Below are 13,034 nucleotides of genomic sequence, written 5' to 3' on the forward strand. Positions count from 1 at the left end.
AGCTAGTGTTATAAATCAACATCAGCTACATTTTCCAGATCCAAAAAAGCGTTATGTTCTGCTTGCGATCGCACTACCATCACAACGATCAAGACTAGTCATTGCAGCGCAAAAATATAGATAAAGTCAAATTTAGTAAGCAAAATGGCATTTGACTTACTCAAAATAAGCTTTTACTTAATCATTTTGGTGTTTTCCGCAAGTCAAATGAGCTTTTACTTACTCAAAAGCAGCTTTTACTTACTCATTTTGGTGTTTTCCGCAAGCAAAAGCAGCTTTTACTTTCTCATTTTGGTGTTTTCCGCAAGCAAAAGCAGCTTTTACTTACTCAAAAGCAGCTTTTGCTTTCTCAATTCAGTATTTTGCGCATTTCTGACAAATATCGCACTTGTAGCAAAAACTATTACAGATTTGCCAGAATTCCCTCAGGCTAATATATACGTAAGCCTTTTAAGGTAAAGAATATTAACCGTACTCTATTAGAAGGTGTAGATCATGGCTCGGAGAAAAAGAACTTCCCTAGTTTTAGAAAAAGCAGTGCGCCGTGCAGCTAGCATCAACTCAATAGATCCGAGTTTAGATTTAGGCAATGGACTTACCTTACCTGCCTTTTCAAACCTGATCGAAACGATGCGAACTAGAGAAAATGCATATAATAGTGCCCTTTCCAGCTTGGATAAATTGTATCGTGAAATGCTAGAAACAGAAGGCGAGTTGGGAGATATGACCGAACACATGCTAATGGCGGTAGGGACCCGATATGGCAAAAGCAGTGTGGAGTACGGTATGGCGGGAGGAGTTCCTAAAAATCAGCGTCGGAAGGGACTGCGAGGCGAGTCGTTAACTGTCAGTGATGAGCAACCGTCATTCGTTGGCAGTGTGGAGAGCAAGAATGGAAAGAAACCAGCAGCGATAACTTAAAATCTGCTATTATCCTCAAAAATTTTTCAAGCAAAAATGATTGCGTAGATGTAAAGTGGCTTGTCGTAGACATTGCTCTCCAAAAACAGAGACGTAGCACTGCTACGTCTCTATTGCAATTGAATTTGCATCAGGTACACTCTTATATCATGTCCGCTTGATTGCTTATTAAACCCGAAGAACCCCACCCCGCCAAAGCTACGCTTTGTCTCCCCTCCCCGCAGGCGGGGAGGGGTTGGGGGTGGGGTGTAATGACTGTGGTTAGCATAACTAATTATGCGGACATGATATTATAGAGCAATACGCTTGGGTTAAAAGTTATTGGTGTAAATAATTGGTATTTCAAGACGCGATGAATCGCGTCTCTACATTAGGGTTTTGGGCTGATCTAAACTTTATTGTCTAGAGTCTTTATCCGTTCTACGCCACCCCATATTTCAAAAAACCGTTTAGTTTCAGCTTCTATTTCTGAAATTGTTCTTGCCTTTCCATTCCCAGAACCTGGAAAAACAATATAAACGATATCCTTGGCAATTCCTCGCCTGACTCTTGATTGTACTAATGGATCGTTTCCAACAGCCTGAGACAAAGCTATTGAACCCTCTCCAATCTGGTTTTTAGGCCCAACATCAGCATAAATTGCAAAAGCGAGTTTTTCATTGTTAGTGTTGTAAACAACTGCAAAATCTCCTAATTTAACGCCTGTAGCCTTTCTAAAATCACCATTTCCCGGAAGCACAATATACGGAATCTTTGTTGAATCAACATAGCGACGTGGATCTTGTTTAACAAATCCAGAGTCGAATAATGCAGTTGTAGAAATATAGTATCCAGGATATGGATCGGTACTACTTTGAATAAATGGATTGCCGTTTTTATCTACAGCTAGTGCCCACCAATTATCTGAATACCCAGCATTTGCCAAAAAATCAATCCCTCTATCTGCGGGGTGATAAGCATTAGGCGCACCATCAGCATTAATGCTCATCCCTGCTTCATAGAAAAATGCAGATTCTCCATTTGCCTGGAGAATAGGAATTTCACCAATTTTAAGCACAGTCTTGATCGAAAATTTTGTGACTGGACTCAGGAATTTTTGAGCGACAAAACCTTCTAAAGTTTTTCCTTCAATAATAGTTGCCACCTTCCACCACTTGTCATTCTCGGAATTTTTTATTTTAGATACAATATATCCTTTTGGAAGAGATGCTAATTGATTAGCTTCATCAACCATCGGTGCTGAACGTATATTCAAACTATCTGATGTTACTTGAAATTGCTGCATAAACTACTCCAAATTTGAAAATTGAACTCATGAAACTACATTAAAAAACCAAATTTTGTGCTGATGCTATTGCTAATATCTAGAACATCTCAAACTCTGATTTTTTGTGTCGCGTCAGCTGCGACAACAAGGAGTCAGTTGGGCGGACAATACCTGATTTTCCTTGCTCTTAAAGGCGAATATAGGAGAAGGAACCCCCGCAACGCACCCTAAATCTAAATGTCACTTACTAAATCACTGGATTTCGATCCTTGACTTCTTACCGACACCCGGAGAGTAGAAGTTGAGGATCTGGGCAGCAATTTTTGCTTAAGAAAGTACCATTCCACCCTAAAGCCGCCTTTGACTTGACAAAAAAATTTAAACAAAGGTGAGTATGCGAACATCTTGGGAACTATAAAAGCAAATCAAATCAGCACAACTTTCAGCTTCCAGCAATGAAGACTCACTATCTCAGCAAAGCTAAGGCGTTCCCATTACAGATTGTTCTTATTGTTCCCTTCCTTATCCAAATTTTTGCAGCGGTCAGCTTAGTAGGTTATTTGTCCTTTAAAAATGGACAAAGAGCAGTTAACGACCTAGCCGAACAGGTGATAGATCGTACCAGCGATGTACTGGATGAACACCTGAAGTCTTATCTTTCCATTCCGCAAACCCTTAATCAGATCAACGCAGATGCTATTCGCAGGGGACTATTGGATGTGCGCGATCGCCAAACCCTTGGCAAGTATTTCTGGGATCAGATGCAGGCTTATGACCTGACTTATATTGGTATTGGACTAACAACGGGTGAGGGGCTAGGAGCTGCTTGTTATAATGGCAAAACTATTACCATTGATGATTGGACTGCCAAGTTTCCCAATAATACTTCCACTTATGCCACAGATAATCAAGGTAATCGAACTCAAATAAATACTCAATGGACTTGGAACAATTTTACTGAATCTTGGTATACCCAACCCATCGCTGCTGGTAAACCTATTTGGGGAAAGATTGTGACTGCAAATTTGCCAACGGGGCCTTTCATCAGCGCCTCTGCTAGTCGTCCGATTTATGATTCGCAAAATCGCTTATTAGGAATGATTGCAACAGACATTCACCTATTGAAACTCAGCGATTTTTTACGCAATTTGAATATTAGTCAATCTGGGCAGGTGTTCCTTTTGGAGCGGGATGGCACATTAATTGCTAGTTCCGGTACAGAGAAGCCTTTTGTTGTGGTTAATCAAGAGATCCGGCGGTTGCGAGCGATCGATAGTTCTGACCCAATAATCCAGAATGTTGGCAGACACTTCCAAACCTCTGGGTTTGGGTCTATCACCCAAGACACAGATTTTAAACTTGAGATGGAAGGAAAACGGCATTTTGTCCATGTTTTACCTTGGCGTGACAAATATGGCTTGGATTGGCTGATGGTAGTGAGTGTGCCAGAAAACGCATTCATGGCGCAAATTAACGCCAACACACGTACCACGATCGCTCTTTGTTTTGCCGCATTAGTCGTTGCCTCTGTGATGGGCGTGTTTACCTCTCATTGGATTGTCCGCCCGATTCTGCGCTTGAATTGGGCAAGTGAGGCAATGGCATCTGGTAATTTCAATCAGACATTAGAAACTAGCCCCATTCAAGAACTTAATACCCTATCTAACTCTTTCAACCAGATGGCAGGGCAATTACACGAATCCTTTAGTGCTTTAGAGAAAAGCAAAGAAGAACTAGAAGAACGGGTAGAAGAACGCACTACTGAACTTAAAAATGCATTAGGAGAATTGCAGCGCACTCAATCTCAAGTTATTCAAAGTGAAAAAATGTCTAGTTTGGGACAACTAGTTGCTGGAGTCGCACACGAAATTAATAATCCAGTTAACTTTATTCATGGCAACCTCGCCCATGTGCAGGAATATACTCAGGATTTATTAGCACTGATGCAGTTGTATCAGCAATATAATCCCTACCCTGCTACTGAAATTCAAACCGCTGCTGAAGACATCGATTTAGAGTTCTTGCAGGAAGACTTGCCAAAAATGTTGTCTTCGATGAGAGTAGGCACCGATCGCATTCGTCAAATTGTACTGTCGCTGCGGAATTTCTCTCGCATTGATGAAGCGGAATTTAAACGTGTCGATATTCATGAAGGCATCGACAGTACTTTGATGATTTTACAGCACCGCCTGAAAGCTAAACCAGAACAGCCTGAAATTGAGGTGATTAAAGACTACGGCACTGTACCCCTAGTAGAATGCTATGCCGGACAACTCAATCAGGTATTTATGAATATTTTAGTAAATGCGATTGATGCGTTAGAAGAAAATAATACTAAGCTTACCTATCAGGAAATTAAGGAAAATCCCAGCCAAATTAAGATTCGCACATCGGTAGTTAATTTAATGTGGTTGGAAGTGGCGATCGCTGATAATGGAGTTGGTATTTCTCAAGAATTTCAGCAACGAATATTCGATCCCTTTTTCACCACCAAACCCGTTGGCAAAGGAACCGGAATGGGTATGTCTATCAGCTATCAAATCGTCACAGAAAAACATGGCGGTAAACTAGAGTGTTTCTCAACTCCTGGAAAAGGAACCGAGTTTATCATTCAGATTCCTCTGGGACTAAGGAATGGTTGAACTATGAATTATGGCTGAGGCTTGGGGGAACAGGAAGATGTAGAGAGTTTTGGATTATACAGCAGATTGCAAGTTGAGGAGGGGTGTACTTCATTGACTTGTAAAGTGCTGTTAGTAACAATACCTTTGCTAATTTCCGAAGCTTGAACAATGATTTGCTGTTTAGAGCGATCGCTCGCTATTTTTGATAATACACCAACCGCTCTTGTCACTTCGCTGCTATAGATATTGTTCGGTCAAAGGATATCGGAGAATATGTCTATTATAAAGTTTTTTTATTGGTCAGAGAATATACAATGAAGTTTTTTTGTTGGTCAGAGAATATGCAAGTTTTCGGTGCTAACAGATTATACAGTTGAACAGATAGTTAAAATCAGTAGTTCTGCTTGTTAAAAAATCTATGCAAATACATCAGGTGATTGAAACCTACGATCGGGTATCGGTGGATTATGACGCAATTATGAAGCATTACTGGCACATCGAGCGCGAACCCTTAATTGCTTCCTTGCAGCTAAAACCAGGACAAACTGCCCTGGATGCTGCGGTAGGAACTGGTCTTAATCTTCCAGCCTATCCTGAAGGTGTAAGTGTCGTCGGTGTCGATCTTTCTGAGAAGATGATGGATGAAGCACGTAAAAAGCGCGTATCCGCAGACATCACCTTCAAGGTATCGGATCTCTGCAATCTTGATTTTCCTGATAACACTTTTGATGCAGCAGCATCGGGATTTACCCTCTGTGTCGTTAGCGATCCAGTCCGCGCCCTTGCAGAGATCCTGCGAGTTACTAAGCCTGGTGCCTTGATTGCCATTCTCGATTACTGCAAATCACAAGATCCAGAGATTCAGAAATGGCAAGAATTAATATCAGATAGTAGTTCACAGGTAGGCTTCCCAACTGGCAAGATCAAGTGGGATGCATTGATGGATTATGACGAATTGATTTACAACAGCAAGCTTGCCATTGAAGTGCTTGCAGACGATCGCATAGAAAGTCCAAACCCATTTTTATGTGGTTGTCAATTACTGCTTAAAAACTCCAAAGCTTAAAGGCAATAGGATCGCACTCTTGTCCAATGAGTGCGATGTCTACAAAAGGCTGCTTCGTATCTACGCAGATATTTTAATTCGAGTTGATCGTTAGGGGTAAATAGGCTGTGCTTACGGAGGCTGGTTGAAAAACAATTCCTACGCGATCAAGCGATGGCACTACCGAGTAAGACTAGGATCGACCTTCTTCAGGTAATCTCGAAAAATTTGATGTGCGGTTTTGTGGTTTCCTTCAGGAGTCATATCGGACAACCACCAAATGAAACTACTTTGATAACATCTTGGTTCATCTGTTGCAACTAATCGACCAAGATGTTCACAATTCCACCCAGTGAAAGTATACTCCCAATTAGCAAAAACATGAAGGGCTTGTTTGAGCCGCTCAATTGTTTGCTTCGGCTCAAAAGCAATATGGTCAATGCCAACAACGAATTTTGACTCCCTTCTTTCAAAGGAACACAACCCACGACCTGTATCAAAAATGCGTGTATCTGACAGACCAATCCCATAATGCCAAAACGGATCAGGTGGATTTTGCCAGTTAAGTAAACGTCCATATCGCTGACTTAAAGGGTCAGCAAGACAGTCGATTTCTTGTATTGTCTTTTCAACTTGCTCTAAGAATAAAGGCATACACGAAGACGGAAATTATATATCTGTTTATTGTACAAATAATTATGTATATTTTTTTAGAATACATATAATTTTCGGTATGCCCCTGGCTGACACATAGCTTACTAAGGCAGGGTTTGTTGTTGTTCACGTAACGCACCTTGCATGATCGATGCGATTCCCGGATTTCTCACAAGTTGTTTTGAAACAGTTCTAAAACATGTTGCCAAGCATCAGGAGCTGCTTCAGGATTATAACTTGGGTGTTGTTCCATAAATGGGTACTTGTCTTTAAAGAATCCAGCAAAAAATCCGTGTCCGGCGTCGTATCGAAATACACGATGATTTATGTGATGTTTCTTTAATTCTGCCTCAATTTGCTCGTTTTCTTCCTGAGAAACTAATGTATCTCTTATCCCAAAAAAGGCATAAATAGTACCTTTAATTTCGTAGGTGCGATTAATGGTTGGAGTATATTCACCATAACTAGGAGTGGTAATCCCGCCACCATAAAAGGAAGCTGTGGCTTTGATATCGGGTAAAGTCGCAGCCATATAAGCAACATGACCGCCAAAACAGAAACCAATCACACCGATGGCATCATCTTTGACATTGGGTAAAGTTTTGAGGTAAGTAATGGTAGCTTGAATATCGCTGAATATCTCTTGATACTTCACTTGTTGATAATATTCCAACCCCAGCCGATATGCTTCTGGACTAAACCCAATATCTTCAGGGCTAAAGTCAGCCTCAAAACCGGGAGCAATACGTTGATACATCGCCGGGGCGATCGCTACATAACCTTGTTTAGCGATTAGTTCGGTGATATCTCGAATATTACTATTGATTCCAAAAATTTCTGGAAAAACTATAACTGCGCCAAAGGTTCCACTTTGTGCTGGTTGAGCTAAGTAAGCATCGATTTCTAAGTCATCGTTGGGTACTTTGACATAGGAAGTGTTAATTTCAACGTTTGTTGTTTCTACCATCTTCGTTTTGGCTGCTTTTATACCAACTCATTTATTTTGACTGGTTTTCGACACAGACGGCCACAAACATCAGAAGTATTGCTCTCCTCACCTCAACCATGACTTTACAGCTATAAGCAGATCAAAGAAATTTCTAACTTTTGAATGGATACCATCTCAAACTTCTGGAAGATTACAAGGGTTTTTGATTTGTGCGACCTTACATAAAGTAAGCATAAAGACTCAAAATTAATAACCACAAGAAAAACAATGCCAGATCAAAGTTTTAGAACAAATATTCCAGAAGTTGACCCAACAGAGATTGAAGATAATCGAACTGCGATCGCTGATGAACATCACTCCTTTCTTGAAAAGGTCATGGTTAGAAGCGGATTTGCGGATTTGTATGACGCAAGAGACTTTACCGAAGTTGTGTATCGCGTTATGCGTGACTTAATGACCGCGGACACAATCGATCGCGTCGAGTCAGAACTGCATACAGAAGCTATACCTACAGATGAAAAAGCACTCCAGTTAGAAGTGGCTGAACTCTGGAAAGACACCAATCCTGTTGTGAGATTTTTAAGTAAAATCCGTCAACCTTTAAGAGGCCCAGCTCCCCTTGGAATTGATTCCAAGCTATTTCTAACGCGAGTTGCGAATGAAGGAGGGGTTCCAGGATCAGTCGACGCCGAACAGGCAGTTAAAGCGGTATTTTCTGCTACCAAAGATCAACTTTCCCAAGAGCGGATTCAGGAAATTGCTGGCTGCCTCCCTGATTATATACGTCAGCTTTGGGAGCAAGCTTAATTAGAAGTATAAAAAAGTCAAGTCTGTTTGTGGGTAGCGATCGCAAACAGGCTTTTTAAATAGATTTAGCCTACAGCAAACTCTGTATACTGCCTTACATGAGGTGCATGATATCCTATCACAATATCTTGCTTAGGCACTCCCTCGCTCACGAGTTGATCTGCGATCGCATCCTCCGTTCCGTCATGCTGCACCCAAATCTTTCCATCCTTGATATCTATATGCAGCACACAGCCATAAATCCGGGTACTACTATCCTTCCATCCCACATGCACAAGCTGATAGTGGTCTTTTGTAGTATCAAAAATGGTTTGACTTTCTATTGGATCGCTCTCAGAACGCAACTTTCCTCGCGCCGTCAATAATTTCTGAATTAGTTCACGATACAAAATTAGCTTATCCATTCTGCAATCTCCTGTTTTTGTGTGTCATACACCAAAAGGGGAATTTTGTTACGGACAATGACCGTTTGAATAAATGGATATCTGAAAAATCGCTTATAAACGTCGAGCGGAACTGCCAAATACAATTGCCGCTCTGGATCATCATCTTCCAAAGCAATGCGGTAGTTAATAAATTGTCCAATTGCAGTATGGAACTCAGAAATTGTTGAGGGTGTTAAAAACGTTTTGATTTCAACTGCAATCTTTTCCTCATCCTTTGTCGCTGCTAGCAACAGTTCTGCACCCAAGTCGATGTAAAAATCAACAAACCCTAAATCAATGTGATACGGATCATGAGTAATTATCCACCCATCCTTCTCAAGGGCAGTTCTAACCAGTTCATGAAACCTATTTCTTGCAGACATCGTAGACAGCTAACCAGAAGGATAAAGTCTTTTCTTTTGCTTAAATTCTATCGTGCATCCCACTAAAGCAGCACCAGGTGTAGATACAATTTGGCTTTGCATAACCCGAAGGCGATCGCTTGCTGTGTTGGAGAGAAAGGGCGATCGCACTATTTTAAAATTCAGCTATTTGTGATCTCAGGAAAAAGTTGAGAAATTTCTTTCCAGTGGGGACGTACCCACCCGGCAATGCAAACTGCTTCTCGCATAACCTCCAACGATAAGCTTGGCTGAACTTTCTCAAATGCTGATGCCCATTCACTCAGATCGTATAAAAATTTATCGAGTCTTTGCAATCCAAGTGTGGTGAATGCTTCAACAAAGTGCCCAATGTTTGCGCTCGGCGCTGCTAAACCGCTTAGTCCTTCCGAGCGATGGAAGCCATTATCGATTAACGGTTGAACTTCTTTCTTAGCTAAATCGAAATGTCCTGCTTGAGATAATGCAGCTGCAAATGTCCACACTGCTGACTCTCTGCGCCCCCAGTTTTCAACAGCATAGGTAGATGCTTTAGCCTCCATAAATATTCTATTTGCCTCAGCTTCAAGCCCTGCATTAGTTAAGGCTGCTGCTACAGCACATAATGCTTGCGCTTTTTGTAAATCGTCATTAATATGAAGCGTGTTTTCCATAGCTTGCTTAAAACGACCTACCTGAGCTAATGCTTTTACTAACGTACTTTGTGGTGGTGCATAAACTGATCTAATGGTCATAGGTTTATGAGCAAATTCCTGAATATCTTGAAAAACTCTATCTGCTTCAACTTTTTGCCCATCTAACTCAAGAGCAACTGCCAATGCACTAAGTGCATTGACACGGTATGGATTGTCTGACAGAATCATCTGAAGAACTTCCTGTAACTCACTGAAGTGTCCAACTTGAGCAAAAGCAATAGCTAATGTACTCAATATATCTACCTGTTCGTGTTCATCTTCGTTATTCGCAATATCCCTTATTTTGATAAAGATACCCTCTGCTTCTGCTTTGTATCCAGCCTTTTTCATTACGACTGCTAGATTACCCATTGCTGCTACTGCCAATCTATCTCTGGTAATACGGGCAGCTTCTTTGGCTTCTGTAAAGATTTTTATGGCTTCTTTAGTCCGCCCCACTTGCGCTAAAGCATTTGCTAATGCACTCAAAGCTTCTGCTTGTATCCCACTGCTTTTAGGAATAGTACAAGTTACTTCATAAGCTTCATGGAAACGTCCACCTTGAGCCAAGTGATATACTAAACGATTTTTAGATCTGTCACAGCACCACCAAGGACTCTCATAAATAAATTTTCGAGCTTTTGTGAAGAATTTATTAGCGTCTTTTTTATATCCAACTTGAGCTAACGTTACTGCAAATTTACCCAATGCATCCGTCCATTGTTCATGGTTATGAGCAGAATGTAAATTATTAGCTTCTATCAAGGCTTTAATTTCTGTAAAAATTGCTTCTGCCTCTTTACCTAATGCTTCATCAATCAGTGCTTTAGTTAATTCACTTAATGCTTGTACTTTCCAGCAATCAATCTCAATCTTATTTGCTACTTGTTTAGCTTCAGTAAAGCGACGTACTTGAGCAAGAGTAGTTACTAAATTTGTTAAATAAAATGCTTTAAACCAGAAATGTTGTTCAACAAGTGCAATTTCCTCTGCTTGAACAAAGGCTTTACTTGCCTTATTATTCTGTCCTATTTTATCTAAGGCTTCTGCTAGTTTTGTTAACACATACGCTTCATTTAAACTTCTACTGTTAATAAAATTTTCAGATTCTTCAATTACTGTTAAACTTTCTGTCTGATATGCAGTTTGGGATATAGCTACTGCTAAATTTACTAATATGTTTGCTTTATCCCGACTTCTCATTTGAATTGATAAAGCTAATTCTTTTAGTTCCTTCAAAAGACAATAGTTAACCTCTCCTCTCTTTTGTAGTGCTTTAAAAACAGCTAATAAGCCGTTAAACTTCCTTTCAGGAAACTCTCGCAAACGTGCATAGCTAACAGCTTCATTTTCATGCCCCAACCAGACTAGAGTTTCTAAATCTGTATCGCTATAATTAATTACTCTTTGATTTACTACTTGCCTTGCTGTTTGGAGTTGAGTCAGCGTTAACAATTGATTTGCTTCTAACGGATCGGTAAAGTCAATTATTGCCAATTCCAAGTCAGCAACATAGGCTGCATCACCTGTACAAGCAATATATTTCGCTTCCATCCAATCTGGGGATTTAGTTAGCAGTTCATACAGTTCTTGTTTTCGCCCAGATTCATGTAGATGGTAAGCTAAGTTTTCAAAAAAATAGCCATCATTTGGGCCAGTATGCCAGCCATTTGAGCAACGTGAAGAGTAAGAATTCACAAAACGGTTATGCAATGCAGGCAAATCACCAGCTTGCTTACGCACATAGTCATACTGGAGGTCATGCAAAGTTAAACATCCTTTATCATCACGCCGTGCTAGCGATCGCTCTACTAGCACATCTACCACATCTTGCGTGTTGAATTCATCTAGCCCTTCCGGTTTCCAAAAAGTTTGTAACACAGCTTCAGGAATAGGCGTATCTTCTGGAAAAACGGCAAAATCTAAATAGCGCTTTTGGATATCAATATCTAATGCCTCAATACTGACTTGAATCGCTTTCAGCAAGTTTGGATAAGGGTAATCAGGAAACTGATGCCTAATTTTTTCTAGATTAGCACTACAAAGCTTGTGCAGCAGATTGCCCCAACGGTCTGGCTTACCTTGCACTAATGCACCAATCATTGCTAGCGCCAAAGGCAACTTACCACATTCTCGTACCACTTCATGTGCTTCAACAGGTAATGTTTCTTTCTCTTGTTTTGCCCACAATGCCAAGAGTGTTCGCGCCTCTTCATCCTCCAGCAAACCTAGCAAATATCCAACAGCACCCAATTCTTGAAGTACTTTATTGTCACGTGTTGTAATTAACATCTTACACTTCTGCCCTAGTGCATTAAATGCCTCAGCGTGTTTGCTTTGCCACACGTCATCTAGAATCAACAAGCAAGCTTTATCTGCTAACAATTCGCTCAAGTGAACTCTGCCCTGTTGAACATCTTGGAACATCTGTGAACTATCGCCCAGCATTTTGGCTAAATCTAATTGCCGTAAGGTAAGTGCTGGATTTTGACCAAGTGTTACCCACAAGATGCCATCGGGAAAACTATGCCGCACCTCCTCATCCCGTGCTAGCATTGCTGCCAAGACTGATTTGCCAATTCCGCCCATACCTTGCACTCCAACTCTAAGGGCAGTTCCAGTAACGGCTACTGGCTGATTAGTGCCATCAAGTACTAACTTTTTGACTTCCTTGAGTGCATCAAAGCGTGGTAAGAAATTTAATGGTAAATCTGGTATATGACTGCTGAGTTTTCCTAATGCTGCCGGGGATACTTGAATTAGATCGTTAGCCTCTGAAGCTGACTGAAGTGGAGTATCAAAGTTAGAAGTTTGCAGCCATTGCAAATACTGTTGTTTTAACCAAGCAAGAAATTGTTGATCTTTATTTTGCCTTTTCTGTTTATAGCCCGGAAAACCTTCCTTGCCATCTTTTGGACAGAACCGCTCATTGTATATTGTCCACATATGCTTTCTAACGGTCTCTGGATTATGAGGCAATTCATCATCTTCTATCGCTTGCTCTGCAACCAGTTTGTTAGTTCTGACAGTTTCTTGGCTAGGGAATTTAGACAAAAGAATGGCTTGCTCAGTTTTGGTTAATCCATATCGTTCTTGAGGAAACACCTCCGTTCTTAAAAATGTGTGCCAGCTTTTCATAGTTACTGTTATCTTCCTAAACCGTCTTATAATTTGGCATATTTTGATTCAGTTTAACTGAATGGGCTTGAGAATGTATATGTTTTCCGGTTATTTTCAAAAGCGGAAAAATTTTTCCGCTTATATTTT

Annotated in this window: 12 protein-coding genes; 4 read left to right on the plus strand and 8 right to left on the minus strand. The window is 40.6% G+C overall.

Annotation, left to right across the window (positions count from 1 at the left end):
* Positions 1–495: 495 nt before the first annotated feature.
* Positions 496–921, plus strand: coding sequence for a hypothetical protein (locus tag CDG76_RS16010; RefSeq protein WP_094349949.1), 426 nt, complete (start codon positions 496–498; stop codon positions 919–921).
* Between the two features lie 388 nt (positions 922–1,309).
* Here CDG76_RS16010 and CDG76_RS16015 read toward each other — a convergent pair whose 3' ends face one another.
* Positions 1,310–2,206, minus strand: a complete 897-nt coding sequence (locus CDG76_RS16015; protein WP_094349950.1) for a glycoside hydrolase family 75 protein — start codon at positions 2,204–2,206, stop codon at positions 1,310–1,312.
* Positions 2,207–2,643: 437 nt separating this feature from the next.
* On the opposite strand from CDG76_RS16015, the gene CDG76_RS16020 reads away from it, so the two are divergent.
* Positions 2,644–4,830 carry a sensor histidine kinase gene (locus tag CDG76_RS16020; protein ID WP_094349951.1) on the plus strand — a complete coding sequence of 729 codons (2,187 nt, stop codon included), beginning with the start codon at positions 2,644–2,646 and terminating at the stop codon, positions 4,828–4,830.
* Between the two features lie 8 nt (positions 4,831–4,838).
* Here the strand turns inward: CDG76_RS16020 and CDG76_RS36225 are convergent, their stop codons facing one another.
* The gene (locus CDG76_RS36225; RefSeq protein WP_143854102.1) at positions 4,839–5,042 is read right to left on the minus strand and encodes a hypothetical protein; all 204 of its coding nucleotides are present in this window, start codon (positions 5,040–5,042) and stop codon (positions 4,839–4,841) included.
* 188 nt (positions 5,043–5,230) lie between these two features.
* On the opposite strand from CDG76_RS36225, the gene CDG76_RS16025 reads away from it, so the two are divergent.
* Positions 5,231–5,878 carry a class I SAM-dependent methyltransferase gene (locus CDG76_RS16025; protein ID WP_094349952.1) on the plus strand — a complete coding sequence of 216 codons (648 nt, stop codon included), beginning with the start codon at positions 5,231–5,233 and terminating at the stop codon, positions 5,876–5,878.
* A 159-nt stretch (positions 5,879–6,037) separates the two neighbouring features.
* Here CDG76_RS16025 and CDG76_RS16030 read toward each other — a convergent pair whose 3' ends face one another.
* Entirely contained in the window at positions 6,038–6,511 is a 474-nt protein-coding gene (locus tag CDG76_RS16030; protein ID WP_094349953.1) for a hypothetical protein, read from the minus strand.
* Between the two features lie 169 nt (positions 6,512–6,680).
* Entirely contained in the window at positions 6,681–7,478 is a 798-nt protein-coding gene (locus CDG76_RS16035; protein WP_094349954.1) for a dienelactone hydrolase family protein, read from the minus strand.
* A gap of 249 nt (positions 7,479–7,727) precedes the next feature.
* Here CDG76_RS16035 and CDG76_RS16040 point away from each other — a divergent pair, with 249 nt between their 5' ends.
* The gene (locus CDG76_RS16040; RefSeq protein WP_094349955.1) at positions 7,728–8,267 is read left to right on the plus strand and encodes a DUF2267 domain-containing protein; all 540 of its coding nucleotides are present in this window, start codon (positions 7,728–7,730) and stop codon (positions 8,265–8,267) included.
* Positions 8,268–8,332: 65 nt separating this feature from the next.
* On the opposite strand, the gene CDG76_RS16045 is transcribed toward CDG76_RS16040, so the two are convergent.
* From CDG76_RS16045 to CDG76_RS16055, 4 genes are read right to left on the minus strand one after another with little or no spacing between them, the layout of a single operon-like run.
* Positions 8,333–8,671, minus strand: a complete 339-nt coding sequence (locus tag CDG76_RS16045; protein WP_094349956.1) for a XisI protein — start codon at positions 8,669–8,671, stop codon at positions 8,333–8,335.
* Positions 8,659–9,075, minus strand: coding sequence for a XisH family protein (locus CDG76_RS16050; RefSeq protein ID WP_094349957.1), 417 nt, complete (start codon positions 9,073–9,075; stop codon positions 8,659–8,661). The genes CDG76_RS16045 and CDG76_RS16050 overlap by 13 nt, the downstream gene beginning before the upstream one ends.
* A gap of 9 nt (positions 9,076–9,084) precedes the next feature.
* Positions 9,085–9,225, minus strand: coding sequence for a hypothetical protein (locus CDG76_RS37350; protein WP_190240864.1), 141 nt, complete (start codon positions 9,223–9,225; stop codon positions 9,085–9,087).
* A gap of 11 nt (positions 9,226–9,236) precedes the next feature.
* Positions 9,237–12,905: an NB-ARC domain-containing protein gene (locus tag CDG76_RS16055; RefSeq protein WP_094349958.1), complete on the minus strand. Its 3,669-nt coding sequence runs from the start codon at positions 12,903–12,905 to the stop codon at positions 9,237–9,239.
* Between the last annotated feature and the right edge of the window lie 129 nt (positions 12,906–13,034).

This window comes from Nostoc sp. 'Peltigera membranacea cyanobiont' 210A, assembly GCF_002246015.1.
In the GTDB taxonomy this organism is placed as follows: Bacteria; Cyanobacteriota; Cyanobacteriia; order Cyanobacteriales; family Nostocaceae; genus Nostoc.